Source organism: Streptomyces sp. NPDC030222 (genome assembly GCF_055573115.1).
In genome coordinates, this window is sequence record NZ_JBVICA010000025.1 from 47,905 (window position 1) to 74,163 (window position 26,259).

The 26,259-nt window shown below is 71.8% G+C and carries 22 protein-coding genes and 1 other RNA gene; 19 read left to right on the forward strand and 4 right to left on the reverse strand.

Features of this window, described 5'->3' with window-relative positions:
• Positions 1 to 139: 139 nt before the first annotated feature.
• A complete protein-coding gene (locus tag ACZ4Z5_RS28625; RefSeq protein WP_468267845.1) occupies positions 140 to 334 on the reverse strand; it encodes a hypothetical protein in 195 nt (64 codons plus the stop codon).
• Between the two features lie 249 nt (positions 335 to 583).
• On the opposite strand from ACZ4Z5_RS28625, the gene ftsE reads away from it, so the two are divergent.
• From ftsE to ssrA, 5 genes are all read left to right on the forward strand, one after another.
• A complete protein-coding gene (ftsE, locus tag ACZ4Z5_RS28630; protein WP_468267848.1) occupies positions 584 to 1,273 on the forward strand; it encodes a cell division ATP-binding protein FtsE in 690 nt (229 codons plus the stop codon).
• A gap of 52 nt (positions 1,274 to 1,325) precedes the next feature.
• Positions 1,326 to 2,246, forward strand: coding sequence for a permease-like cell division protein FtsX (ftsX, locus tag ACZ4Z5_RS28635; RefSeq protein ID WP_468267851.1), 921 nt, complete (start codon positions 1,326 to 1,328; stop codon positions 2,244 to 2,246).
• Positions 2,247 to 2,314: 68 nt separating this feature from the next.
• Positions 2,315 to 3,502 carry a S41 family peptidase gene (locus ACZ4Z5_RS28640; RefSeq protein WP_468267854.1) on the forward strand — a complete coding sequence of 396 codons (1,188 nt, stop codon included), beginning with the start codon at positions 2,315 to 2,317 and terminating at the stop codon, positions 3,500 to 3,502.
• Positions 3,503 to 3,520: 18 nt separating this feature from the next.
• Complete coding sequence (gene smpB, locus ACZ4Z5_RS28645) at positions 3,521 to 4,000, forward strand: SsrA-binding protein SmpB (protein ID WP_468267857.1); 480 nt, start codon at positions 3,521 to 3,523, stop codon at positions 3,998 to 4,000.
• 106 nt (positions 4,001 to 4,106) lie between these two features.
• Positions 4,107 to 4,495: a transfer-messenger RNA gene (ssrA, locus tag ACZ4Z5_RS28650) on the forward strand.
• An 86-nt stretch (positions 4,496 to 4,581) separates the two neighbouring features.
• Here the strand turns inward: ssrA and ACZ4Z5_RS28655 are convergent.
• Positions 4,582 to 5,865: an MFS transporter gene (locus tag ACZ4Z5_RS28655; RefSeq protein ID WP_468267860.1), complete on the reverse strand. Its 1,284-nt coding sequence runs from the start codon at positions 5,863 to 5,865 to the stop codon at positions 4,582 to 4,584.
• 84 nt (positions 5,866 to 5,949) lie between these two features.
• Between ACZ4Z5_RS28655 and ACZ4Z5_RS28660 the strand changes: the two genes are divergently transcribed.
• The 9 genes from ACZ4Z5_RS28660 to ACZ4Z5_RS28700 all read left to right on the forward strand — a co-directional run bounded on the left by ACZ4Z5_RS28660 (position 5,950) and on the right by ACZ4Z5_RS28700 (position 16,829).
• A complete protein-coding gene (locus ACZ4Z5_RS28660; protein ID WP_468267863.1) occupies positions 5,950 to 6,930 on the forward strand; it encodes a LysR family transcriptional regulator in 981 nt (326 codons plus the stop codon).
• A 95-nt stretch (positions 6,931 to 7,025) separates the two neighbouring features.
• Positions 7,026 to 8,369 carry a nitrate/nitrite transporter gene (locus ACZ4Z5_RS28665; protein ID WP_468267866.1) on the forward strand — a complete coding sequence of 448 codons (1,344 nt, stop codon included), beginning with the start codon at positions 7,026 to 7,028 and terminating at the stop codon, positions 8,367 to 8,369.
• Positions 8,370 to 8,431: 62 nt separating this feature from the next.
• Positions 8,432 to 9,580, forward strand: coding sequence for a uroporphyrinogen-III synthase (locus ACZ4Z5_RS28670; RefSeq protein ID WP_468267869.1), 1,149 nt, complete (start codon positions 8,432 to 8,434; stop codon positions 9,578 to 9,580).
• A 183-nt stretch (positions 9,581 to 9,763) separates the two neighbouring features.
• The gene (locus tag ACZ4Z5_RS28675; RefSeq protein ID WP_468267872.1) at positions 9,764 to 10,327 is read left to right on the forward strand and encodes a CGNR zinc finger domain-containing protein; all 564 of its coding nucleotides are present in this window, start codon (positions 9,764 to 9,766) and stop codon (positions 10,325 to 10,327) included.
• Between the two features lie 139 nt (positions 10,328 to 10,466).
• Positions 10,467 to 11,030: a sigma-70 family RNA polymerase sigma factor gene (locus ACZ4Z5_RS28680; protein ID WP_468267874.1), complete on the forward strand. Its 564-nt coding sequence runs from the start codon at positions 10,467 to 10,469 to the stop codon at positions 11,028 to 11,030.
• Complete coding sequence (locus ACZ4Z5_RS28685; protein WP_468267877.1) at positions 11,027 to 11,800, forward strand: anti-sigma factor family protein; 774 nt, start codon at positions 11,027 to 11,029, stop codon at positions 11,798 to 11,800. The genes ACZ4Z5_RS28680 and ACZ4Z5_RS28685 overlap by 4 nt, the downstream gene beginning before the upstream one ends.
• 72 nt (positions 11,801 to 11,872) lie before the next feature.
• The gene (locus ACZ4Z5_RS28690; RefSeq protein WP_468267880.1) at positions 11,873 to 14,152 is read left to right on the forward strand and encodes a HelD family protein; all 2,280 of its coding nucleotides are present in this window, start codon (positions 11,873 to 11,875) and stop codon (positions 14,150 to 14,152) included.
• A 635-nt stretch (positions 14,153 to 14,787) separates the two neighbouring features.
• Positions 14,788 to 16,209 carry an NAD-dependent malic enzyme gene (locus tag ACZ4Z5_RS28695; RefSeq protein ID WP_468267883.1) on the forward strand — a complete coding sequence of 474 codons (1,422 nt, stop codon included), beginning with the start codon at positions 14,788 to 14,790 and terminating at the stop codon, positions 16,207 to 16,209.
• Between the two features lie 338 nt (positions 16,210 to 16,547).
• Positions 16,548 to 16,829 (forward strand): HU family DNA-binding protein, encoded by a 282-nt coding sequence (locus tag ACZ4Z5_RS28700; protein ID WP_017947975.1) that lies wholly within the window; start codon positions 16,548 to 16,550, stop codon positions 16,827 to 16,829.
• Positions 16,830 to 17,048: 219 nt separating this feature from the next.
• Here ACZ4Z5_RS28700 and ACZ4Z5_RS28705 read toward each other — a convergent pair whose 3' ends face one another.
• Together ACZ4Z5_RS28705 and murA are read right to left on the reverse strand one after the other, a co-directional pair.
• Positions 17,049 to 17,567, reverse strand: a complete 519-nt coding sequence (locus tag ACZ4Z5_RS28705) for a hypothetical protein (protein ID WP_468267886.1) — start codon at positions 17,565 to 17,567, stop codon at positions 17,049 to 17,051.
• 463 nt (positions 17,568 to 18,030) lie between these two features.
• A complete protein-coding gene (gene murA / locus ACZ4Z5_RS28710; protein WP_468267889.1) occupies positions 18,031 to 19,371 on the reverse strand; it encodes a UDP-N-acetylglucosamine 1-carboxyvinyltransferase in 1,341 nt (446 codons plus the stop codon).
• Positions 19,372 to 19,660: 289 nt separating this feature from the next.
• Here murA and ACZ4Z5_RS28715 point away from each other — a divergent pair, with 289 nt between their 5' ends.
• The 5 genes from ACZ4Z5_RS28715 (at position 19,661) to ACZ4Z5_RS28735 (ending at position 26,240) form a co-directional block, all read left to right on the forward strand.
• Complete coding sequence (locus ACZ4Z5_RS28715; protein ID WP_468268046.1) at positions 19,661 to 20,221, forward strand: YqgE/AlgH family protein; 561 nt, start codon at positions 19,661 to 19,663, stop codon at positions 20,219 to 20,221.
• Positions 20,222 to 20,269: 48 nt separating this feature from the next.
• Complete coding sequence (locus ACZ4Z5_RS28720; RefSeq protein WP_468267892.1) at positions 20,270 to 20,554, forward strand: DUF3039 domain-containing protein; 285 nt, start codon at positions 20,270 to 20,272, stop codon at positions 20,552 to 20,554.
• Between the two features lie 426 nt (positions 20,555 to 20,980).
• The gene (locus ACZ4Z5_RS28725) at positions 20,981 to 21,877 is read left to right on the forward strand and encodes an FAD binding domain-containing protein (RefSeq protein ID WP_468267895.1); all 897 of its coding nucleotides are present in this window, start codon (positions 20,981 to 20,983) and stop codon (positions 21,875 to 21,877) included.
• The gene (locus ACZ4Z5_RS28730; protein ID WP_468267898.1) at positions 21,874 to 23,916 is read left to right on the forward strand and encodes a (2Fe-2S)-binding protein; all 2,043 of its coding nucleotides are present in this window, start codon (positions 21,874 to 21,876) and stop codon (positions 23,914 to 23,916) included. The genes ACZ4Z5_RS28725 and ACZ4Z5_RS28730 overlap by 4 nt, the downstream gene beginning before the upstream one ends.
• Positions 23,913 to 26,240, forward strand: coding sequence for a xanthine dehydrogenase family protein molybdopterin-binding subunit (locus tag ACZ4Z5_RS28735; RefSeq protein ID WP_468267901.1), 2,328 nt, complete (start codon positions 23,913 to 23,915; stop codon positions 26,238 to 26,240). Before ACZ4Z5_RS28730 ends, ACZ4Z5_RS28735 begins: the two co-directional genes overlap by 4 nt.
• Positions 26,241 to 26,259 lie beyond the last annotated feature (19 nt).

Below are 26,259 nucleotides of genomic sequence, written 5' to 3' on the forward strand. Positions count from 1 at the left end.
TCTGCTTGAGTACACGCGTAAGGAGGCGGAGAAGACAAAAAAGAGGAGCCGAAGACCAAAGAGCCCCACGCAATCAGGGAAGGATAAACCCCCCCCCCCCCCCCCCCCCCCCCCCCCCCCCGGGCCCCTGTGCGTACGCCTAGACGGTCTGGTGGGCCGCCAGCAGGGCCGCCGCCGCGACCAGCACCACGAGTAGTACCGCCAGCACCGCCGGGCTCAGGCCGGCGAAGGGGGCGTCGTGCTGAAGCCGCTCCCTGTTGGCCCGGCAGACCGGGCACCTTCCCTCACTGACGGGGGCCGCGCAGTTGGCGCACACCAATCGGTCGTAGGTCATGCGCTCTCCTCCTCCCGCGCGGCGGAGCCGCAGACTCTCCATCTCTCCGCACAACGCTCAGGGGAACGCGACGGTTCCCCCTACCACTGTGCCAGCTACCGGCCGATTCGGCGCGCCCCACGGGAATCCGCGCCCGCAGCGATCGAGTCGATATCGGACAAACCAGTCAACCATGGCTGCCGACTGCACGTCTCGTCCCGCTTCGCGTATGGTCACGCACACCTACTCCCGGCCGACCGTGGTGCATCCGTGATCCGATTCGACAGCGTCTCCAAGTCCTATCCCAAGCAGAGCCGCCCCGCCCTGCGGGACGTCTCCCTCGAGATCGAGAAGGGCGAGTTCGTCTTCCTTGTCGGCTCGTCCGGCTCCGGCAAGTCGACGTTCCTGCGGCTGATCCTCCGCGAGGAGCGTGCCAGTCACGGTCAGGTGCACGTCCTGGGCAAGGATCTCGCGCGCCTGTCCAACTGGAAGGTGCCGCACATGCGCCGCCAGCTCGGCACGGTCTTCCAGGACTTCCGGCTCCTGCCCAACAAGACCGTCGCGGAGAACGTCGCCTTCGCCCAGGAGGTCATCGGCAAGCCGCGCGGAGAGATCCGCAAGGCCGTGCCGCAGGTCCTCGACCTGGTCGGCCTCGGCGGCAAGGAGAACCGGATGCCCGGAGAGCTGTCCGGTGGTGAGCAGCAGCGCGTGGCGATCGCCCGGGCGTTCGTCAACCGGCCGATGCTGCTGATCGCGGACGAGCCGACCGGCAACCTCGACCCGCAGACCTCCGTGGGCATCATGAAGCTGCTGGACCGCATCAACCGGACCGGCACCACCGTGGTGATGGCCACGCACGACCAGAACATCGTCGACCAGATGCGCAAGCGCGTCATCGAGCTCGAAGGCGGCCGTCTCGTCCGCGACCAGGCGCGCGGTGTCTACGGCTACCAGAACTGAGCCCTTCGGGCCCATGGGGTCCGAAGAATCACGGAAAGGCTGATCGCACGCGATGCGCGCCCAGTTCGTCATGTCGGAGATCGGCGTCGGTCTCCGCCGCAACCTCACGATGACCATTGCGGTCGTCGTCTCGGTGGCCCTCTCGCTCGCCCTGTTCGGCGGGTCGTTGCTGATGCGCGACCAGATCAGCTCGATGAAGGGCTACTGGTACGACAAGGTCAACGTCTCCATCTTCCTCTGCAACAAGAACGACGCGGAGATCACGCCCCGGTGCGCCAGGGGTGCGGTCACCAACGAGCAGAAGAAGCAGATCGACGCCGACCTCAAGAAGCTGAGCATCGTCGAGAGCGTCCACTACGAGACGGCGGACGAGGCCTACAAGCACTACAAGGAGCAGTTCGGCAAGGACAGTCCGCTCGCCGGCTCACTGACCCCGGACCAGATGCAGGAGTCCTACCGGGTCAAGCTGAAGGACCCGGAGAAGTACAAGGTCGTGGCCACGGCCTTCTCCGGCCGGGACGGCGTGCAGTCCGTGCAGGACCAGCGCGGCATCCTGGACGACCTGTTCAAGCTGCTCAACAAGCTGAACGCGGCCGCCCTCTGCGTCATGGCGCTGATGCTGGTGATCGCGCTGATGCTGATCGTCAACACCGTGCGCGTATCGGCGTTCAGCCGGCGTCGTGAGACCGGCATCATGCGGCTGGTCGGCGCGTCCAGCTTCTACATCCAGATGCCGTTCATCATGGAAGCCGCGGTCGCCGGTCTGCTCGGCGGTCTGGTCGCCTGCGTACTGCTCGCCGGCGGACGGTACTTCCTCCTCGACAACGGTCTCGGTCTGGCCGAGGACCTCAGCGTCATCAAGTTCATCGGCTGGGACGCCGTGATCACCAAGCTGCCGCTGCTGCTGGCAGTTGGTCTGCTGATGCCCGCCCTGGCGGCTTTCTTCGCTCTGCGCAAGTACCTCAAGGTGTGACACTTGCCCCGGGAATCGTACGGTGAAGCACCCGTACGGCGCCCGGGGCTTCGCCTACACTCGCGCCTATGTCAGGACCGGAGTTCTGTCCCCGGCCCCGCCGCAATCTGCGCCGCGGGGCAGCCCTGACGTTGGTCTTCGCGACCGTCCTCGCCACGGCGGCGGCCACCAACGCCCTGCCGCTCGTGGCCGATCCGTCGCAGCCCGCCGCCCGTGCCTCCACCGTCGGCACCGCCGACCGCGACGCCGTCGCGCGTGCCGCGGCCGAGGCGATGGCGGACGGCAAGTCCGGTGCCCAGGCGGCCGAAGAGGTCGTCAGCCGCAGCGGTGACCGCTGGGGCGCGGTGTACGACGAGGACGAGTACCGCGAGTTCGAGCTGGCCCTCGACGGCCAGTACACCGGTGTCGGCCTGTGGGCCAGGCGCACCGCGGACGACCGGGTCGTGGTGGCCCGGGTGCAGCCGCGCGGCCCCGCGGACCGGGCCGGGATCAGAGCCGGTGATCTGCTGCTCACCATCGACGGGAAGTCCGTCGGGACCCAGCCGGTCACCGAGATCGTCGCCTTACTCCGCGGCCAGGGCGTGGGTGCCGGCCGCTCCGTGGCGCGGGCGGGCAGCCGGGTCGTCCTCGGCCTGGAGCGGGCGGGGCTGACCTGGACCGAGACCCTGCGCAGGGCCCGGCTGACCACGGAGGCCGTCACCGTGGAGCAGCGCGACGGGAAGGCCGTCGTCATCAAGGTCGCCTCGTTCACCCGCGGTACCGGTGAGCGGGTCAGGACGGCCGTACGCACCGCACCCGACGGCGCCGGGGTGCTGCTCGACCTGCGGGGCAACGCCGGCGGGCTGGTCTCCGAGGCGGTGGTCGCCGCCTCCGCGTTCCTCGACGGCGGCCTGGTCGCCACGTACGACGTCGACGGCGAGGAGCACGCCCTCTACGCCGAGGCAGGCGGCGACACCCGGCGGCCCGTGGTGGCCCTGATCGACGGCGGCACCATGAGCGCCGCGGAACTGCTGACCGGAGCACTGAAGGACCGCGGGCGGGCGGTCACGGTCGGCTCGCGCACCTTCGGCAAGGGCTCGGTGCAGATGCCCAGCCGACTCCCCGACGGCTCGGTCGCCGAGCTGACCGTGGGCCACTACCGCACCCCCGAGGGCCACAGCGTCGACGGCAGCGGCATCGCGCCGGACGTGTCGGCGGACGACGGTGCCGAGGATCGGGCCCGCAGAGTATTGAGTGGCCTCGGAACCGGCTCGTAGTGCGAAAATGGCCGCACTATGGCAAAGGAAAAAGGGCGCAAGCTGATCGCGCAGAACAAGAAGGCGCGGCACGACTACCTCATCCTCGACACGTACGAGTGCGGGCTCGTGCTGACCGGGACCGAGGTGAAGTCGCTGCGTCAGGGGCGGGCCTCCCTGGTGGACGGGTTCGTCCAGATCGACGGCCACGAGGCGTGGCTGCACAACGTGCACGTCCCGGAGTACAGCCAGGGCACCTGGACCAATCACGCCGCCCGGCGCAAGCGGAAGCTGCTGATGCACCGCGAGGAGATCGACAAGCTGGAGTCCAAGTCCCAGGAGACGGGGCACACGATCGTGCCGCTCTCCCTGTACTTCAAGGACGGTCGAGCGAAGGTCGAGATCGCGCTCGCGAAGGGCAAGAAGGAGTACGACAAGCGGCAGACCCTGCGGGAGAAGCAGGACCGTCGCGAGGCCGACCGCGCCATGTCGGCGGTGCGCCGCAAGCAGCGGGCGTAGCGGCACCGGCCCGCGCGGGCGGGAATACGCTGGCACGGTCCTGCGTTGATCCCGTACGATGGCACTGCCCTCACAGCAGGGCAGAACAACTCAACAGTGAGTACATGGGGATGATCGGTTTCGACAGCGGATGTCGAAGCAGGGGAAGCGAGCCGAGGAAGCGGCCATGATCTCGTAAACCACAGGCCGAAACCAATAATCGCCAACTCCAAGAGCGATAACTCCCGCTTCGCCCTCGCTGCCTGATAAGCAACGAGCGAAGCCTCTGTGAGGAGCGTCAGCCCGGGGCTGTTCCCGACCCGGTTCCTGGCGTCAGCTAGGGGACTCCACCGCTAGGCCCGGTCACGGGGTGTAGCGGAAAACCAAACAGTGACTGAGCCCGTCGGAGACTTGTTCGCGTGATCTCCGGGGCTGAGAAACTCATAGCGAACTGCGCTCGGAGAAGTCCTGGTTCCACACCGTTGGACGCGGGTTCGATTCCCGCCATCTCCACTCATCCCATGTAAAGAGGCCCGCTGACCTGCGAAGAGCAGGCGGCGGGCCTTCTTGTTCCCGGACGGCGGTGCCGGCCCACGGGCCGCTCAGCGCGGCCGCCGGGTCGCCGTCAGGCCCGTCAGGGACAGCAGCAGGGCCAGCGCCGCGGAGGCCACCGGGATCAGGTACCCCGTGCCGGCGCCGACGTGCTCCACCGTCCAGCCGCCGACGGCCGCGCCGGCTGCGATTCCGCCGAGGAGCGCGGTCACCGCGAGGGTCATCCCTTCGTTCAGCTGTCCTTCGGGGGTGACCCGCTGTACCAGGGTCATCCCGGTCACCATCGTCGGCGCGGTCGCCATGCCGGCCGCCAGCAGTGCCCCGGCAAGGGCGAGCAGGGAGCCGGTGGCGGCCGCGAACAGGGGCAGGCTCATCAGGACCGTCATCGCCGCGACGCACACCGTGAGCCGGCGCGGGACGCTGCCCGCCGGGCGGGCCCGGCCGTAGAGGAGGCCGGCGGCGCACGAGCCGGCGGCCTGGAAGGCCAGGACCACGCCCGCCAGAGGGCCGGCGCCGTGCTCGTCGATGAAGGCGATGCTGACGACCTCCATGGAGCCGAAGACGGCGCCGGTGGCGAGGAACACGACGAGCAGCGGCCGCATCCCGGGCAGCCGTACCGGGGACCGCGCGGTGTCCGTGCGCGGGGCCACCGGCGGTTCGGTCGCCCGCTGCGCGGCGAAGACCAGCATGCCGGTGAGCAGCAGGACCGCACCGACCAGCGTGCCCGCCTCGGGGAAGAGGGCCGAGCAGAGGAACGCCGCCACGACCGGGCCGATCATGAAGCACAGTTCGTCGGCGGCCTGCTCGAAGGAGTTGGCGGTGTGCAGGGCCGCCGGGTCCCCACGGTGCAGATGGGCCCAGCGGGCGCGGGACATCCCGCCCGTGTTGGGCGTGGTGGCGGTCGCGGCGTACGCGGCGAACAGGGTCCAGTCGGGTGCGCCGTAGTGGACGCACAGCAGCAGCGCCAGCGAGCCGAGCACCGCGACCACCGTGGCGGGCACGGCGACCCGGCCCTGCCCGTACCGGTCGACGAGCCGGGCCGTCCGCGGCGCCACAACGGCGGTGGTCGCCATGCCCACCGCGGTGACGGCCCCGGCGAGGGCGTAGGAGCCGCGGGATCCCGCGATCATGATGACCGCGCTCACGCTGAACATGCCCATCGGCAGCCGGGCGATGAGGTTGCCGACGGTGAAGGGGAGGGCGCCGGGCACCGCGAACAGCCTCCGGTACGGCCCGGGTGCGCGGCGCGGGCGCGGAGGGTGCGGGAGGCGGCGGTCGACGGCCACGAGGACGTCGCCGGACAGCCCGAGAACGGGGGAGGTGTCGGTCGGCATGTGATCAAGCTTCGGGGCGCGGGCCCTGCCCGGTCCAACACCTTCTGGGTGCCCATTCACGCACTTCCGTTGTAAATTCCCCGGGTGCCCCAGGAAATCGATCCCCGGCTGCTCCGTGCGTTCACCGTCGCCGCGGAGGAGCTGCACTTCACCCGCGCCGCCGCCCGGCTCTACGTCGCCCAGCAGGCGCTGAGCCGGGACATCCGCCGTCTGGAACGGCAGCTGGGCGCCGAGCTGTTCGTGCGTTCCACCCGGCAGGTGGCGCTCACCGCCGACGGCACCCGGCTGCTCCCCTACGCGCGGAGGGTGCTCGCCGCGCACGACGAACTGGTCGCCGCGTGGACCAAGGAGCAGCGGCCGCTGCTCGTCGACATCGGCGCCCCGGTCGGCACCGGACACACCGTGCTGGAGGAGACCCGGCGCTCCGCGCCCGGCCTGGAGTTCGTCGCCCGCTACCTCAGCGGTCTCACCGGCGCCGCGGCGGACATCCTGGCCGGCCGGCTCGACGTCTCCTTCGGCCGGATCGCCGGGCTGGACCCGGTCTTCACGACCGGGCTCGCCCACCAACCGGTGCGTTTCGAGCACATGGCCGTACTGCTGCGCGCGGACCATCCGCTCGCCGGGCTGCCGGAGGTGCCGGTCGGGGCCCTGGCCGGCGAGACCCTGTACGCGGCCGACGGCAATCCGGCCACCGCCGAGTGGACGGATCTCGCGGCCCGGCTGTTCGAGGGGCGGGGGATCCTCATGGCGGCGCCGTTCCCGGAGATCGCCGGCAAGGAGGAATTCGTCCGGGTCGTGCGCAAACAGGGCTGGTCGGTGCTGGCCAGCACCGAGTTCATCGAGGTCGCCGGCATGGTCGTCCGGCCGCTCGTCGACCCCGTGCCGCTGTCGCCGATCTCCCTGGTGTGGCGCAAGGGGCTGAACCACCCGGGGATCGACGCGCTGCGGGCCGTCGCGGCCCGGCTCGGTGCCGCCGGGGGCTGGCTGGACGTCCCGGAGGAAGGCTGGCTGCCGGAACCCGACCGTGCGCCGATGGGCCTCACCGCACCGGACCGCACCGGGTGAGAGCAAGGTTGCGCCGACGACACCTCGCGCCACGGGGCTGAAACCAGACATCCCTAGCGTCTGGTCGTACGAAACGACATCCGTGGAGGCGCGAGATGGCACGGCGGTGGATCGAAGTCTGGGAACCGGAGAACGAGGCGTTCTGGAAGGAGAAAGGGGAGCGGATCGCCCGGCGCAATCTCGCTTTCTCCGTGCTGTCCGAACACATCGGCTTCTCCATCTGGACCCTGTGGTCGGTGATGGTCCTCTTCATGGGACCGCAGTACGGCGTCGATCCGGCGGGGAAGTTCTTCCTCATCGCGACCGCCACCCTGGTCGGCTCGGTCATCCGGGTGCCGTACACCTTCGCCGTCGCCAAGTTCGGCGGTCGTAACTGGACGATCTTCAGCGCCCTGATGCTGCTCCTGCCGACCGTCGCCGCCTACGTCGTGATGGAACCGGGTACCTCCTACACGACCTTCATGATCGTGGCGGCCCTCACCGGCGTCGGCGGCGGCAACTTCGCCTCCTCGATGACGAACATCAACGCCTTCTTCCCCCTGCGCAAGAAGGGCTGGGCGCTCGGCATCAACGCGGGCGGCGGAAACATCGGCGTACCCGTCGTCCAGCTCGCCGGACTCCTGGTCATCAGCACCGTCGGGGCGGCCAGCCCGCGCCTGCTGCTCGGGATCTACATCCCGCTGATCATCGTCTCCGCCGTGTGCGCCGTGCTGTTCATGGACAACCTGGCGCCCGTCAGGAACGACACCGGAGCGGCGAAGGAAGCCGTCCGCGACCCGCACACCTGGATCATGTCGTTCCTCTACATCGGCACGTTCGGGTCGTTCATCGGGTACAGCTTCGCGTTCGGTCTCGTCCTGCAGACCCAGTTCGGCCGCACTCCGCTCCAGGCCGCGTCCCTGACCTTCATCGGCCCGCTGCTCGGCTCGCTCATCAGGCCGGTCGGAGGCCTGCTCGCCGACCGGTTCGGCGGCGCGCGGATCACCCTCTGGAACTTCGTCGCCATGGCCGCCGCCACCGGGGTCGTCGTCTACGCCTCGATGGAGAAGTCGCTCGGCGTCTTCCTCGTCGGATTCGTCGCCCTGTTCATCCTCTCCGGCCTCGGCAACGGCTCGACGTACAAGATGATCCCCGGCATCTTCCAGGCCAAGGCCCTCGCCCGCGGAATGACCGGCGAGGACGCCGCCTCCTACGGACGCCGGCTGTCCGGCGCCGCCATGGGTCTCATCGGTGCCGTCGGCGCACTCGGCGGGCTCGGCATCAACCTGGCCTTCCGGCAGTCCTTCCAGACCGCGGGAACCGGAACCGCCGCCTTCGTCTCCTTCCTCGCCTTCTACGCGGCGTGCCTCACCGTCACCTGGGCGGTATACCTCCGGCGCCCCGCACCCCGGCCCGTACCCGCGGAATCCGCGCCACAGCTCAGCTACGCCGAGGTGTGACGTAACCCGTGGGAAATACTCCGGAACCGAGCCCGTCACGCCCCGTTGGCACGCTCCCCTCCATGGACGAGGAACAGCGCGAGCCAGCCGGGCCCCTGGCGGGCTTCACCGTCGGCGTCACGGCCGCCCGCCGGGCGGACGAGCTCGGCGCACTGCTCCGCCGCCGCGGAGCCTCGGTACTGCACGCCCCCGCACTGCGGATCGTGCCGCTGGCCGACGACGGCGAACTGCTCGCCGCCACCGAGGAACTCATCGGCCACGCCCCCGACGTGGTCGTCGCCACCACGGCCATCGGCTTCCGCGGCTGGGTCGAGGCGGCCGAGGGCTGGGGGCTCGGCGAAGCACTCCTCGACAGGCTCCGCGGCATCGAGATCCTCGCCCGAGGCCCCAAGGTCAAGGGTGCCGTCCGGGCCGCCGGGCTCACCGAGGAGTGGTCCCCGTCCTCCGAGTCGATGGCGGAAGTGCTCGACCGGCTCCTCGCGGAGGGGGTCGCCGGCCGCCGGATCGCCGTCCAGCTCCACGGCGAACCCCTCCCCGGGTTCGTCGAGGCGCTGCGGGACGCCGGTGCCGCCGTCGTCGGCGTCCCCGTCTACCGCTGGATGCCGCCCGAGGACATCGCCCCCCTCGACCGGCTCGTCGACGCGCTCGTCGGCCGCACCGTCGACGCGCTCACCTTCACCAGTGCTCCGGCGGCCGCATCCCTGTTCTCGCGGGCCGAACAGCGCGGCCGGCTCGCCGAGGTGGTCGACGCGCTCCGCCACGACGTGCTGCCCGCCTGCGTCGGACCGGTCACCGCGGTTTCCCTCCAGGCGCACGGCCTGGACACCGTCCAGCCGGAACGCTTCCGCCTCGGGCCGCTCGTCCAGCTGCTGTGCACCGAGCTCCCCGGCCGGGCCCGCACCCTGCCCGTCGCCGGACGGCGGATCGAGATCCGCGGCCACGCCGTCCTCGTCGACGGGGAACTGCGGCCCGTACCGCCCGCCGGTATGGCCCTGCTGCGCACCCTGGCCCACCGCCCCGGCTGGGTCGTCCCCCGGGCCGACCTGCTGCGCGCACTCCCCGGTGCCGGGCGGGACGAGCACGCCGTCGAGACCGCCATGGCCCGGCTGCGCACCGCGCTCGGGGCCCCCAAGCTCATCCAGACCGTCGTCAAACGCGGTTACCGGCTCGCTCTCGACCCGACGGCGGACACCAGGTACGCCGACGCCTGACGGGTCCGTGCGGTGTCCGTGCGGTGGGTGTCCGTACGGCTTCGAACTCATCGGCACCGCACGCCGCCACCTCCGCATCGCGGGCGTAGCGCGACCACGGACTCTCTTCCAGCGGATCCCGCACGACGATCCGCCGCAGTAGCGGGGTTCCGGCGGACGGCGAACCGGGGCACTCTGGAAGGCATGCTGCGCTTCGACTCCGGACGGGTCTGCCTCGATCTGGTGGCGACCGGGGCACAGGTCGCCGACGAGCTGGACGGACCGGCACGACTAAGGCAATGGCTGCTGGGCGAGGGACTGGTGCCCCCGGACACCCCCCTCACCGGGGTCGACGCGGACTGGCTCGCCCGCTTCACCGAACTGCGAGGGCACATCACCCGTGTAGTCCAGGCCGAGTTCGACGGGGCCTCCGCGGAAGCCGCACTGGAGCGGGTCAACGCGCTCGCCGCGGCCGCCCCTCCCGGACTGCGCGCGGTGCGGACCCGGGACGGAGCGCTCGTACGCGAGTTGAGGGGCGAACCGGAATGCGCCGCGCTGCTCGCCGTCGTGGCCCGCGACGCAGTGGAACTCATCACAGACCCGGAGGCGCGGGCCCGGCTGCGACGCTGCGAGGGACACGACTGCCGGCGTCTCTACCTGGACACATCGCGCGGACGTCGCCGCCGCTGGTGCTCCAGCGAGACCTGCGGCAACCGCGAGCGTGTCGCAAGACACCGGCGCCGGACGGCAGTTGGGACAGGCTCCTGACGCCCTGGCGGATACGTCCCGTCAGACGCGCGAAAAAAACTTCGACACGCGTTGAATGACTTCCCGGACCCGCCCGTAAGAAGAGGCAGAGCCGGCACGCGACCGCGCGCCGGGCAGGGTCTCGACCGGGAGGTTCTTGGTGCGCAAGGATGCCGCCGTGGCCGATGACCGACGTCAGCGCGCCCGTCATCGCTCCGTCCCCGACGAGGAGCTGATGCGGGCGCTGTACCGCGAACACGCGGGACCGCTGCTCGCTTATGTACTCCGCCTCGTCGCCGGTGACCGCCAACGGGCCGAAGACGTGGTACAGGAGACACTCATCCGTGCCTGGAAGAACGCCGGTCAGCTCAATCGGGCAACCGGCTCTGTCCGCCCCTGGCTGGTGACGGTCGCCCGGCGTATCGTCATCGACGGCCACCGCAGCCGGCAGGCCCGGCCGCAAGAGGTCGATCCGTCGCCGCTGGAGGTCATGCCCGCGGAGGACGAGATCGACAAGGCGTTGTGGCTCATGACGCTCTCTGATGCACTCGACGACCTGACTCCCGCTCACCGGGAGGCACTGGTGGAGACGTATTTCAAGGGGCGTACGGTCAACGAGGCGGCACAGGCGCTCGGTATACCCAGCGGGACCGTGCGGTCCCGGGTGTTCTATGCACTGCGTTCGATGAAGCTCGCGCTGGAGGAGCGGGGGGTGACAGCATGACCGTGCCGGAGCAGCGGCATTCGAGCGGATCCGAGCACGATGCCGTGGGCGCGTATGTGCTCGGCATTCTGGACGACGCCGAGGCCACAGCATTCGAGATGCATCTCGCCGGCTGCGAACGGTGTGGGGCCGAGCTGGACGACCTCGCGGGCATGGAACCGATGCTGGCCGCCATGAGGGAGTTCCCCGGGCCGCCGCCGCGAGTGGTCAAGCCGCCCCCGCAGATGGTCGAGGTGCTCGTCGGGGAGGTCGCGTCGACGCGTGCGCAGCGCCGTCGCCGCAGCATGTACATGATCGCGGCCGCGGTGGCGCTGATGATCGGCGGTCCGACCGCCGTGGTCATGGCCACCTCGGACGGGGGCGCAGAGCCGAACACTCTTGCGAATCCCGACCCGCACCCGACCAGCCCGGCCGAGGACTCCTTCTTCAACCACATGCAGGAGAAGGTCCAGGGCACCGACGCCGCGACCAAGGTCAGCGCGTCCGTGGGCCTGGAGAAGAAGGCCTGGGGCACCCATGCCGTCCTGGAGCTCAAGAACGTGACGGGTCCGCAGAAGTGCAGCCTCGTCGCGGTCTCCAAGAACGGCGAGGAGGAGATCGTCACCTCCTGGTCGGTCCCGAAGTGGGGATACGGCATTCCGGGCAGCACCCACGAAAAGGCCAAGAAACCGCTCTATGTGCACGGCGGGACGGCGATGGACCGAAACGACATCGACCACTTCGAGGTCCGCACCTTCGACGGGAAGCGCCTCGTGGAGGTCGACGCCTGACGGACCGCGTGCACACCGAGGCCCCCTTCGCGTACGGTTGACGGCTGCCCAGCACGTCAGAAGGGGGCCTCGGTGGCCGCGCAGGAATCCGCACCCGACTCCGTACGCGATCGGGAGATCGGAGCGGAACAGGAGCACCTCGACCAGGTGTACCGCCGCCTGGAGGAGAAGATCCACGAGGCGGAGTTCCTGATGGAGGACGCCGCCCGACGAGCCCAGGTCGGCACGCCCGGCGCGCTCGCCGAGCGCGACGCACAGGTGTACCGGGCCGGCATCCACCTCAACCGGCTCAACAACGAGTTCGAGGACTTCCTCTTCGGCCGCATCGACATGCTGTACGGCAAGGACGGCGTACGCGGCCCCGACGGCGCGTACACCTCCGTGGAGCCCGCGGACGACGCGGTGCGCCCCGACAACACCGCCGACATCGGCGAGACCCTCCACATCGGCCGCATCGGCGTCCTCGACGCCGACTACGCCCCGCTGGTCATCGACTGGCGGGCCCCGGCGGCGGCCCCCTTCTACCGCTCCACGCCCGTCGACCCCGGCCGGGTCGTGCGGCGCCGCGTCATCCGCTCCAAGGGCCGCAAGGTCCTCGGCGTCGAGGACGACCTGATGCGCCCCGAGCTCACGGCCTTCCTGGACGGCAGGGAACTGCCCGCCATCGGCGACGGCGCTCTGATGGCCTCCCTCGGCCGGGCCCGCAGTCACACGATGCGCGACATCGTGTCGTCCATCCAGGCCGAACAGGACCTGGTGATCCGCGCCCCCGCGGCCTCGGTCACCTACGTCGAGGGCGGCCCCGGCACCGGCAAGACCGCCGTCGCCCTGCACCGCGCCGCCTACCTGCTCTACCAGGACCGGCGCCGCTACGCCGGCGGCATCCTCATCGTCTCCCCGACCCCGCTGCTCGTCGCCTACACCGAGGGCGTGCTGCCCTCCCTCGGCGAGGAGGGCCAGGTCGCGATCCGCGCGGTCGGCTCCCTGGTGGACGGCGCGGAGGCCACGGCCTACGACGATCCGGCCGTCGCCCGGATCAAGGGTTCCTCGCGGATGCTCAAGGTGCTGCGCAAGGCCGCCCGCGGCGCCCTCGAGCTGGGGGAGACCCCCGAACGGCTGCGGGTCGTCGCGTTCGGACGCCGGCTGGAACTGGAAGCGGCCGAGCTGGGCCGCATCCGGCAGGCCGTGCTCGGCGGCACCGCCCCGGTGAACCTGCTGCGGCCACGGGCCCGCAAGCTGCTCCTGGACGCCCTGTGGGCGCAGTCCGGTGCGGCGAGCCGCCACTCGGACCCGGAGCTCGCGGCCGAACTGCGGGCCGCCTTCGACGACGACGTCTCCACCGAGGACAGCTTCCTGGAGTTCCTGGCCGCCTGGTGGCCCGAGCTCACCCCCCGCGCGGTGCTCACGGCGCTGGCCGACGAGAAGCGGCTCGGCCGCTGGGCCCGCCGGGTGCTCAACCCGGGCGAGGTGCGCCGCCTGGCGCGCTCGCTGCGGCGGGACGCCCTCTCCGTGCACGACGTGGCGCTGCTCGACGAACTCCAGGTGCTGCTCGGCGCCCCGGCGCGCCCCAAGCGGCGTCGCGAGTACGACCCGCTGGACGAGCTGACGGGGCTCGAGGAGCTGATGCCGCGCCGCGAGGAGACCCAGCGGGAGCGTGCCGAGCGGCTGGCCCAGGAACGCACGGAGTACACGCACGTCATCGTCGACGAGGCGCAGGACCTCACGCCCATGCAGTGGCGGATGGTCGGCCGGCGCGGCCGCCACGCCACCTGGACGGTGGTGGGCGACCCGGCCCAGTCGTCGTGGTCGGACCCCGACGAGGCCGCCGCGGCGCGGGACGAGGCGCTGGGCACGCGGCCGCGGCGCCGCTTCACGCTCACCGTGAACTACCGGAACCCGGCGGAGATCGCCGAGCTGGCGGCGAAGGTGCTGGCCCTGGCCATGCCGGGGATGGAATCGCCGTCCGCCGTGCGTTCCACGGGCGTCCGGCCGCGGTTCGCCGCGGAGCGGGACGCGGACCTGGCCGCGACCGTGCGCGCCGAGGCCGGGCGGCTCCTCGGCGAGGTGGACGGCACCGTGGGCGTCGTAGTGGCCATGAACCGGCGCGAGCAGGCCGCAGGCTGGCTGGCGGGCCTGGGCGAGCGCGTGGTGGCCCTCGGCTCGCTGGAGGCGAAGGGCCTCGAGTACGACGCCACGGTCGTGGTGTCGCCCGCCGAGATCGCCGACGAGTCCCCGGCGGGCCTCCGGGTGCTGTACGTCGCCCTCACCCGGGCGACGCAACAGCTCACCGTGGTCTCCGGGCGGCGTGACGACGTCGACCAGGCGGGGGTGCCCGACCTGCTCCGGGACTGAGCGCCCGGGGGCCCACGGGCTCCTGGGCGGGCCGATCCCGGCTACGGGTACCTGGGGCATGGGAGACCTGCCGGGCCTCCGTGGGGCCTGGTGCTGTGGGGTGCCTGCCGGGCCTGGGGCCGTGGGGGATCTGCGGGCCCGGGTGGGGCCTGGTGCTGTGGGGGACCTGCCGGACCTGGGGCCGTGGGGGATCTGTCGGGCCCGGGTGGGGCCACGGGCCGTGAGAGACCTGCCCGGCCGGGGGCCATGAGGGACCTGCCGGGCCTGGGAGCCGCCGACGTGGGGGATCTGCCGTCCCCCGGGTGAGCCCCGCCGCGTCAACACGTCACGGGGGAATCACTTGTGGGGACGGTTTGTTAGCCTGTGTGTGGCACCGGCCCGATCCAAGCCCCCGGGCCCAACCTTCGTCGCTCAGAGCGACCACTTGCCGCGAGGCGAGCATGGCGGGTCGGTGCCACTCGTACAGCGGGAGAGGTCCGCGTCACCCACCGGTGATGCGGGCCTCTTCTTTTTGCCCACCACTTCTCGTGCGTGGAAACTCTTTTCCGTTAACTCAATGACCGCATTACCGGATACCAGCCGGTAGGTGCGACGATCGCGTGGCAAGGAAGCCACTGAAAGCAGAGGACACGGCCATGGCAACGGCGCCCAGCGTCTCGTACTCGATGACGGTCAGGCTGGAGGTGCCCGCGAGCGGAACCGCGGTCTCGCAGCTCACCACGGCCGTGGAGTCCTCGGGCGGCTCGGTCACCGGCCTCGACGTCACCGCGTCGGGTCACGAGAAGCTGCGCATCGACGTCACCATCGCGGCGACCTCCACCACCCACGCCGACGAGATCGTCGAGAAGCTGAGCGGCATCGAGGGCGTCGTCCTCGGCAAGGTCTCCGACCGTACGTTCCTGATGCACCTCGGCGGCAAGATCGAGATGGCCTCCAAGCACCCCATCCGCAACCGTGACGACCTCTCCATGGTCTACACGCCCGGCGTGGCCCGCGTCTGCATGGCCATCGCCGAGAACCCCGAGGACGCCCGCCGCCTCACCATCAAGCGCAACTCCGTTGCGGTCGTGACGGACGGCTCCGCCGTGCTCGGACTCGGCAACATCGGCCCCAAGGCCGCCCTGCCGGTCATGGAGGGCAAGGCCGCCCTCTTCAAGCGCTTCGCGGGCATCGACGCCTGGCCGATCTGCCTGGACACCCAGGACAGCGACGCGATCGTCGAGATCGTCAAGGCCATCGCCCCCGGCTTCGCCGGCATCAACCTGGAGGACATCTCCGCTCCCCGCTGCTTCGAGATCGAGGCGCGGCTGCGGGAGGCCCTCGACATCCCGGTCTTCCACGACGACCAGCACGGCACCGCGATCGTCGTCCTCGCCGCCCTGACCAACGCCCTGCGGGTGGTCGGCAAGGCCGTGGGCGACGTCCGTGTCGTGATGTCCGGCGCCGGTGCGGCCGGAACCGCCATCCTCAAGCTGCTCATCGCCGCGGGCGTCAAGCACGCCGTCGTCGCCGACATCCACGGCGTCGTGCACGCGGGCCGCGAGGACCTCGTCTCCGCCGACCCCGAGTCGCCGCTGCGCTGGATCGCCGACAACACCAACCCGGAGGGCGTCACCGGCACCCTGAAGCAGGCGGTCGTGGGCGCCGACGTCTTCATCGGGGTGTCCGCCCCCAACGTGCTCGACGGCAACGACGTCGCCGCCATGTCCGAGGACGCGATCGTGTTCGCGCTCGCGAATCCGGACCCCGAGGTCGACCCGGCAATCGCCCGCCAGACGGCGGCAGTTGTGGCCACCGGCCGCTCCGACTTCCCCAACCAGATCAACAACGTGCTGGTGTTCCCGGGCGTGTTCCGCGGTCTGCTCGACGCCCAGTCCCGCACCGTCAACACGGACATGATGCTGGCCGCGGCGACCGCCCTCGCAGGCGTCGTCACCGAGGACGAGCTCAACCCGAACTACATCATCCCGTCGGTCTTCAACGACAAGGTCGCGGGCGCCGTCGCGGGCGCCGTGCGCCAGGCGGCGAAGGCTGTGACGGGAGCCACGTCCGTCTGACCCGGCGCGTCGTGGAACCCGCCGGTGCCGGGTGCCGTCTAGGGTGGCGGGGCTGTGACTCACGGCCCCGCTCTGCCCCGAGAGCGTCCGCGAGTACCTTCTCGCAGCTCCGATGAGTTTCGGGGGAGTCGACAGAGCGTCACCGCGGCGGGGTCGTGGCGCTTTTCGTGTGACTCGAGAGGGTGCCGGATTGGCGTTCCCGCCGCAGGTGGGGGCAGGATGCCTATTCGGGCGGGAGGGTCTGACGTCAGACCCGGGTCCGGGGACTGTCCGAGGGCCCTGGCAGCATCGGCTTCGATCTCACGCCTCACAGGCAAGAAGAACACGGGAGTAACAACATGAACCGCAGTGAGCTGGTGGCCGCGCTGGCCGACCGCGCCGAGGTGACCCGCAAGGACGCCGACGCCGTGCTGGCCGCGTTCGCCGAGGTTGTCGGCGAGATCGTCGCCAAGGGCGACGAGAAGGTCACCATCCCCGGCTTCCTGACCTTCGAGCGCACCCACCGTGCCGCTCGCACCGCTCGTAACCCGCAGACCGGCGACCCCATCCAGATCCCGGCCGGCTACAGCGTGAAGGTCTCCGCGGGCTCCAAGCTCAAGGAAGCCGCCAAGGGCAAGTAAGACCCATAGGGCGTATGTGCGCGCCGCTGAGCGGCGTCGCACGGCGAAGGGCGGCCACCCGGGACGGGGTGGCCGCCCTTCGGCGTTCCCGGCGGCGTCCGGCCCCGTGCGCCCGCCCTGCCACGTGTCCGGTGCCGGGCCGCACCGGGAACGCCCGGGGAGGCCGTGTGGCGGCCACACGGACGGCGGCCGCCACACGGGATCCGCCTGTCGTCCCGATCACGGGCCCCCGGACGGGTGGACCGTCCGCCACCGCGGGGCATCGTCGTCGGGGACGTGCGGAGAGGCGAAGTGGAACGGCACTCCCAGGTGGTGGGCCAGGGCCCGTCCCGCCTCGTCGGCGGCGGTCGCCGGCGGGGGACCGCCGCGGAGGCCGTGGACGGTCGCCAGGTGGCCTTCCCCGCAAGGGGCCTCCAGGACCGCGACAAGGAGCACGAACCAGCCGTGGACCGTGTCCCCGTCCCAGAGAGCCTCGACCGCGGCCACCCGGCCCGGGTGGGCGGCAGCACGGGCCGTGAGTGAGGTGACGTCGAGCGGATCGGGCGGCTTACGCCTCACACGGTCGCCGAGGACCTCGTAGCGCCCGTGGACCACCCGTTCCGCCTCGGGCAAGCCCAGCTCCAGCGGGCGCAGCGCGTCCCATACGGCCTTGACCGCCAGGAGCCGCTTGTCGCACAGCACGTGCGCGTCGACCTCCCGGCGGGTCTGCTCCTCCAGGTAGGCCCACCACCCGCTCACCGGGCCGCCGGGGATCGCGCGAAGTGCGTCATGAGCCGAACGTACCCCAGTCGACGACGGCGTGGGCCTGCAAAGAAGGAAGGCGGAGTGCGGAGTGCCGTCGAAGCCCGCGGACGTCGCTCCTCGTTCCCAGGAGCCTCGTACCTCCCGAACCGGTCTCGAAGCCGAACGGTGTCGAAGCCGAACCGGTTTCGAGGCGACGGCCGTTCTCGCACGCGAAGCCGGTCGGCCTTCCCCGCCGCCCTGCGACCCCGGAGCGGCCGCAGCCGCGCCTGTGAACGCGTCATCGCCTCACGGGCGACGAGGCGGCCGACACCGTCGTGCCACGACCGAAGCGGAAGTGCCGTCCACGGCCGGACGCGCCGAACCGGCCTGCCCGCCAGTCGACTTGTCTTACCCCGGAAACGCCGAAGGCCCCTTCGTCGAGGGGGCCTTCGGCGGGACTCGCAGGCGTGACGTGGCGTCAGACCTTGGCTCCGCCGGGCAGTTCGACCTTCGCGCCCAGGTCCGTGAGCTTCTCCATGAAGTTCTCGTAGCCGCGGTTGATCAGCTCGATGCCGTGGACCCGGGACGTGCCCTGGGCCGCGAGCGCGGCGATCAGGTAGGAGAAGCCGCCGCGGAGGTCGGGGATGACCAGGTCGGCGCCCTGCAGCTTGGTCGGGCCGGAGACGACCGCGGAGTGCAGGAAGTTGCGCTGCCCGAAGCGGCACGCGGAGCTGCCCAGGCACTCACGGTACAGCTGGATGTGCGCCCCCATCTGGTTCAGCGCGGAGGTGAAGCCGAGCCGGGACTCGTACACGGTCTCGTGGACGATCGACAGGCCGGCGGCCTGGGTGAGCGCCACCACCAGCGGCTGCTGCCAGTCGGTCTGGAAGCCGGGGTGCACGTCCGTCTCCAGGGCGATCGACTTCAGCGAGCCGCCCGGGTGCCAGAAGCGGATGCCCTCGTCGTCGATCTCGAAGGCACCGCCCACCTTGCGGTAGGTGTTGAGGAAGGTCATCATCGACCGCTGCTGTGCGCCGCGGACGTAGATGTTGCCCTCGGTGGCCAGAGCCGCGGACGCCCAGGAGGCGGCCTCCAGGCGGTCCGAGAGGGCCCGGTGGGTGTAGCCGCCGAGCTTGTCGACGCCGGTGATCCGGATGGTGCGGTCGGTGTCCATCGCGATGATCGCGCCCATCTTCTGCAGCACGCAGATGAGGTCCTCGATCTCCGGCTCGACCGCCGCGTTGGACAGCTCGGTGACGCCCTCGGCGAGCACCGCCGTGAGCAGCACCTGCTCGGTCGCGCCGACCGACGGGTACGGCAGGCGGATCTTGGTGCCGCGCAGCCGCTGCGGGGCCTCCAGGTACTGGCCGTCCTCGCGCTTCTCGATCTTCGCGCCGAACTGGCGCAGCACGTCGAAGTGGAAGTCGATGGGACGGCCGCCGATGTCGCAGCCGCCCAGGCCCGGGATGAAGGCGTGGCCGAGGCGGTGCAGCAGCGGTCCGCAGAACAGGATCGGGATGCGGGAGGAGCCCGCGTGGGCGTCGATGTCCGCGACGTTGGCGCTCTCCACGTACGTCGGGTCGAGCACCAGCTCGCCGGGCTCGTCCCCCGGGCGGACGGTCACACCGTGCAGCTGCAGCAGCCCGCGCACCACCCGCACGTCGCGGATGTCGGGCACGTTGCGCAGCCGGCTGGGCTCGCCGCCGAGCAGAGCGGCGACCATCGCCTTCGGCACGAGGTTCTTCGCGCCGCGGACGCGGATCTCGCCCTCCAGCGGGGTGCCGCCGTGGACAAGCAGTACATCGTCTGTGCCGGTCATGGATCTCGCGTTCCGGATGCGGGTCCCCCCGGCGGAGCCAAGGGGAGTCGGGCAGGGGCCAGGCAAAAGGGTAATGGCCTTCCGGCACTTCGCTGTATGCCTGGACGGCCCCACGGCTGTCATGAATTCGCGACAACACGCTCCGCTCGGTGCCGGTCTGCGGAGCGTGACGGATCCGCCCCGCGAACCGCCCTCCCGGAGCGCGCGGCTCCCGCCGCCGTCGCCGGCCGTATGCACTCCGCCCCTGTGCGCTCCCCGTGAGGGCCCGGGATGGGGGATCATGTCTGCCATGACCGAGGTGTCCTCGCTCACCGGGCGGCTGCTCGTCGCCACCCCGTCCCTGGCCGATCCGAACTTCGACCGGGCCGTGGTGCTGCTCCTCGACCACGACGAGGAGGGCTCGCTCGGTGTGGTCCTCAACAGGCCGACACCCGTCGGCGTCGGCGACATCCTCGAACCGTGGGCGGCGCTCGCGGGGGAGCCGGGCGTGGTCTTCCAGGGCGGCCCCGTCTCCCTCGACTCCGCGCTGGGCCTCGCGGTCATCCCAGGCGACGAGGGCCCGCTGGGCTGGCGCAGGGTGTACGGCGCGATCGGGCTGGTGGACCTGGAGGCGCCCCCGGAGCTGCTGGCCGCGGCCGTGGGCTCGCTGAGGATCTTCGCCGGGTACTCGGGCTGGGGTCCGGGCCAGCTGGAGGACGAGCTCACCGAGGGCGCCTGGTACGTGGTCGAGTCCGAGCCGGGCGACGTCTCGTCCCCGAGGCCGGAGGGGCTGTGGCGGGCGGTCCTGCGGAGGCAGCGGAGCGAACTGGCGATGGTGGCGACGTACCCCGACGACCCCTCGCTCAACTGACCCCGGTGCCGTGAACCGATGCCTCGGCGTTTCAGTACCCTGGCACCTATGAGCACTCTTGAGCCCGAGCGCGGGGCAGGTACGGGGACCCTCGTAGAGCCGACGCCGCAGGTGTCGCACGGCGACGGCGACCACGAGCGCTTCGCCCATTACGTCCAGAAGGACAAGATCATGGCCAGCGCGCTCGACGGCACGCCCGTCGTGGCGCTGTGCGGCAAGGTCTGGGTGCCGGGCCGTGACCCGAAGAAGTACCCGGTGTGCCCGCTGTGCAAGGAGATCTACGACTCGATGGGTCCCGGCGGGGACAACGACAAGGGCGGCAAGGACAAGTAGTCCCCGTCCGCCGAGCAATCGGCACGGTCCCCGCGGGACGCAGGCGCGCCGCGGGGACCTTTGCTGCGCCGGGCCCCGTGCGGTGCCGGCCTCCGCGGCTCCTCGGACGCCCGATCGAGGGAGCGCCCCCGAAGGTGTGAGCCGTGTCGAACGCGCCCGTACACCTCCCCCTGGAACAGTGGGTTTCCGCAAGGAAGACGTCACACAAGGTTCATCCCCGGGTTCAGCGAGGAGTCGGCGATCCGTTCACCGTGCGAAATGTGTGCGAAAGCGGACCGACCCGCTGTCGGTGGTCGCAGGTATCCTGCGCGGACCCTCGCTTCGGCCCGCTCGCAAGATGTGCCACAGTTGCCACGTCCGGGCTGAGAGCACGTACCGTACGGCAACACAGGGGAACAGCCGGGGCACCGGGAAGGGGCAGCTGGGTTGACCACTCACGCACCGCGCGCAGGGCAGGCCGTGATGCTGCCGGCCTCGCTCGACGAGGCCGTGGCGGCACTCGTCGCCATGCCCGCCGCCGTGCCCGTCGCGGGCGGCACCGAACTGATGTCCGCGGTCAACTCCGGCCGTCTGCGCCCCGCCGGACTCGTCGGCCTCGGCCGGATCAGCGAGATCCGCAGCTGGCACTACCAGGACGGGCACGCCCTCCTCGGTGCGGGTCTCACCCACGCCCGGATGGGCCGGCCCGACTTCGCCGCACTGATCCCCGCCCTCGCCGCCGCCGCCCGTGCCGCCGGTCCCCCGCAGATCCGCAACGCGGGCACCCTCGGCGGCAACATCGCCGGAGGCGCCCCCACCGGGGACTCCCTACCCGTCCTCGCCGCCCTCGAAGCCACCCTCGAGATCGTCGGGCCCGGCGGCGCGCACCGCGAGGTCCCCGTCTCGCACCTGCTGGCCGGCCGCGAGATGCTCGCCCCCGCCGAACTCATCGGCTACGTACGGGTGCCGCTCCTGCACGCCCCCCAGGTCTTCCTCAAGGCGACCGGCCGCACCGGGCCGGGCCGGGCCAGCGCGTCCGTCGCCGTGGTCCTCGACCCGGCCAGGCGGGGGGTGCGCTGCGCGGTCGGCGCCATCGCGCCGATGCCGCTGCGGCCCCTGGAGGCCGAGCGCTGGATCGCGTCGCTCATCGACTGGGACGGGGCCCGCGAGCTCGCCCCCGAGGCACTGGCGGCCTTCGGCGAGTACGTCGCCGCCGCCTGCATCCCGGACCCGGTGCCGTCCGCCGACGGGACCGAGGCACCGCCCATGTCCCCTGCCCTACTGCATCTGCGGCGGACCGTCGCCGCACTGGCCCGACGAGCACTGGGGAGGGCGCTGTCGTGACCACCGAGGAGAACCGGCGTCCGTATCCGGGCGGCTGGGAGCCGATCCCGCAAGGCGAGTACGACGCCGACGCGACGGCCTTCGTCCAGCTGCCCGAGGGCTTCGACCTGGACGCGCCCGGCGACCCGCTGGCCGCGCCCGGCCACGGCTACGTGCCGCCGATGATCGTGCCGCTCACCCCCTCCCCGAACCCCGACCCGTCCCTCCGCCCGGACCCCGCGGCGGACTCCGGGTACAGCACCCACGCGGGCGGCGGCGCCGAGGCGTGGGCCGTCCCGCAGCAGGGCGGTCAGGCGCCCGGGGCACAGCACGGCCGGCACCGGGGCGGGGAGCCCGCGGACCCCGGCGCCACGGGCCAGTGGTCGTTCCCCGACCACGTCACCGACGGCGGGCCCTCGGCGGCGCCCACCGCCGGGTACGGGAATCCCGGCACGGCGTTCGACGACACCGAGACGCAGGCGCTGCGGCAGTGGTCCCTCCACGACGGCCCCGGCGGCCCGGGCGCCCCGCACGGCCCTGGTGCCGCGGACGGCAGGGCCGGTGCGGACGCTCCGGGCTTCCCGGGTGCCCCGCGCGCCGGGGATACGGCGAACGGTCCGGGCATGCCGGGCGAGACGGGTGCGGTCGGTGTGACCGGTGGGCCTGGTGGGATGGGTGGCACCGGAGTTCCGGGCGACCTGAGTGCGCCGGGTGCTCCGGAAGACCGGCGGCTGGCCGGGGGCACCGGTGTCACGGGGCTTCACGGGGCTTCGGACGGACCGGTACCAGGCGTTCCGTCGGCACACGGGACTGCTTCGGCTCACGGCGCTGCTTCGGCTCACGGCACTGCTTCGGTACCGGGTGACCCGGGTCGTGCCGGGGACTCGGACGCCCGGGGCCGGATGGCCGACGACTCCGTCCGCGGCGGCGAGTCCGGCGAGGACACGGGGGAGTTCAACACCTCCGCTCTCGGCTCCGCCTGGCGCGCATCGCCCACGCCCACCCTGCGCGGTGACGCGCCCGCGCCGTGGGCCGACGCCGCCCAGGAGCCCGGATCCGGGTCCGGATACGGCGACATGGCCTCCGCCGCCGGAACACCCGCCGCCGGAACGCCCCTGCCGGCCACGCTGCCCGGTGGCGCCCCGGCGCCCTGGGCGACCACGCCTGAACCGGAGGCCCCCGCGGCCGACGCCTCCGCGGAGGGAGCATCCGCCGGCGAAGGTCCGGCCGACGGCGGCCTCGCGGGCGAATCCCGGGAGCCGGACGCTCCGGACGCTCCCCGGGAGACCGCGGCTCCGCAGGCCTCCGGCTCCGCCTCCACGGATGCCTACCCGGCCCCTGGCGACGGTCACGAGTCCTCCCACGGCGGCCACGAGTCCCACGGCGGGAACCCCGAGCCCGGCGACCTGCCCCCCGCCACCGCCTCCTCCGTCCCGCTCGACGGCCACGACGGCCACGACGAGCACCCCCTCGCCTCGTACGTCCTCCGCGTCAACGGCGTCGAACGGCCCGTCACCGAGGCCTGGATCGGCGAGTCGCTGCTCTATGTGCTGCGTGAGCGCCTCGGCCTCGCCGGTGCCAAGGACGGCTGTTCCCAGGGCGAGTGCGGTGCCTGCAATGTCCAGGTGGACGGCCGCCTCGTCGCGTCCTGTCTGGTCCCCGCCGCCACGACCGCCGGCAGCGAGGTCCGTACCGTCGAGGGCCTCGCCGTCGACGGTGAACCCTCCGACGTCCAGCGCGCCCTCGCCGAATGCGGCGCAGTGCAGTGCGGGTTCTGCATCCCGGGCATGGCCATGACCGTCCACGACCTCCTGGAGGGCAACCACCGGCCCTCCGAACTGGAGACCCGTCAGGCGCTCTGCGGCAACCTCTGCCGCTGCTCCGGCTACCAGGGTGTGCTCGAAGCGGTCCGCCAGGTCGTCGCCGAGCGCGAGGCGACCGCGGAGAACGCGGCCGGCCCGCACGCGGGGGCCGACGCCGAGCCGCGCATCCCGCACCAGGCGCCCCCCGGGGCCGGCGGTGTCCAGCCCCCGCATCCGCACGAGGGAGGTATGGCGTGAGCAACGACGCGGCCACCACGACCACCACCACGACCCCGATCGTGGTCGAGGGACCCCCGACGGAAGAGGCCCCCCTCCAGGGCATCGGCGCCTCCGTGCCGCCCGCCGACGCGCGCGCCAAGGCCGAGGGGACCTTCCCGTACGCCTCGGACCTGTGGGCCGAGGGCCTGCTGTGGGCGGCCGTCCTGCGCTCCCCGCACCCCCACGCCCGTATCGTCTCGATCGACACGTCCGGCGCGGCCGAGATGCCCGGCGTACGGGCCGTCGTCACGCACGCGGACGTGCCCGGCGACACCGCCTACGGGCGGCGCATCGTCGACCGCCCGGTCTTCGCCGTCGACGTGGTGCGCCACCACGGCGAGCCCATCGCCGCCGTCGCCGCGGACCACCCCGACACCGCACGGCTGGCCGCCGCCGCGATCGTCGTCGAGTACGAGGTGCTGGAGCCGGTCACCGACCCGGAGAAGGCCTTCGAAGCCGAACCGCTGCACCCCGACGGCAATCTCATCCGTCACATCCCCCTCCGCTACGGCAACCCGGACGTGGTCGGCGACGTCGTCGTCGAGGGCCTGTACCGCATCGGCCGCCAGGACCCCGCCCCCATCGGGGCGGAGGCCGGGCTCGCGGTACCCCGTCCCGACGGTGGCATCGAGATCTACACGGCGTCCACCGATCCGCACACCGACCGCGACATCGCGGCCGGCTGCTTCGGCCTGGAGCCCGAACGCGTCAAGGTCGTCGTCACCGGCGTTCCCGGCTCCATGGGCGACCGCGAGGACTCCGGTTTCCAGCTCCCGCTCGGCCTGCTCGCGCTGAGGACCGGCTGCCCGGTCAAACTCGCCGCGACCCGCGAGGAGTCCTTCCTCGGGCACGGCCACCGCCACCCCACCCTGCTGCGCTACCGCCACCACGCCGACACCGAGGGCCGGCTGGTCAAGGTCGAGGCGCAGATCCTCCTCGACGCGGGTGCGTACGCCGACGCCTCCGCCGAGTCCCTCGCCGCGGCCGTCGCCTTCGCCTGCGGCCCGTACGTCGTCCCGCACGCCTTCGTGGAGGGCTGGGCCGTACGCACCAACAACCCGCCGTCCGGCCATGTGCGCGGCGAGGGCGCGATGCAGGTGTGCGCCGCGTACGAGGGCCAGATGGACAAGCTGGCCGCCAAGCTCGGCCTCGACCCGGCCGAGCTGCGGATGCGCAACGTCCTGGCCACCGGCGACCTGCTGCCCACCGGCCAGACCGTCACCTGCCCGGCGCCCGTCGCGGAACTGCTCGAAGCCGTACGGGACTTCCCGCTGCCGCCGCTCCCCAAGGACACCGCCGAGGAGGAGTGGCTGCTGCCCGGCGGCCTCGAAGGCGCGGGCGAGCCCGGCGCGATCCGCCGCGGTGTCGGCTACGGCGTGGGCATGGTGCACATGCTCGGTGCCGAGGGCACCGACGAGGTGTCCACCGCGACCGTGAAGGTCCAGGATGGCGTCGCGACCGTCATCTGCGCGGCCGTCGACACCGGTCAGGGCTTCTCCACGCTCGCCCGGCAGATCGTCCAGGAGATCCTGGGCATCGAGGAGGTCCATGTGGCCTCCGTCGACACCGACCAGCCCCCGGCGGGCCCGGCCGGCCACGGCCGCCACACCTGGGTCTCCGGCGGCGCGGTGGAACGCGCCGCCAAGATGGTCCGCACGCAGCTGCTCCAGCCGCTGGCCCACAAGTTCGGCATGTCCACCGAACTGCTCCAGATCACCGACGGCAAGATCACCTCCTACGACGGGGTCCTCTCCACCACCGTGACGGAGGCCATGGAGGGCAAGGAGCTCTGGGCCACCGCCCAGTGCCGTCCGCACCCCACCGAACCCCTCGACGAGTCCGGACAGGGCGACGCCTTCGTCGGACTCGCGTTCTGCGCGATCCGCGCGGTCGTCGACGTCGACATCGAGCTCGGCACGGTCCGCGTCGTCGAGATGGCGGTCGCCCAGGACGTCGGCCGGATCCTCAACCCCCGTCGGCTCGCCACCCGGATCGAGGCGGGCGTCACCCAGGGCATCGGCGCCGCACTGACCGAGAACCTCCGCACCACGCGCGGTCTCGTCCGCCACCCCGACCTCACCGGATACGTCCTGCCCACCGCCCTCGACGCCCCGGACATCCGTATCGCCAAGCTCGTCGAGGAACGCGACGTCGTGGCCCCCTTCGGCGCGAAGGCCGCCTCCGCGGTCCCCGTCGTCACCGCCCCCGCCGCCGTGGCCTCGGCGGTCCGCGCCGCCACCGGCCGCCCGGTCAACCGCCTCCCGATCCGGCCCCAGGCAGCCGTCGCCGCGGCCGGCGCCTAGCTGGCCGGTATCACTGTGA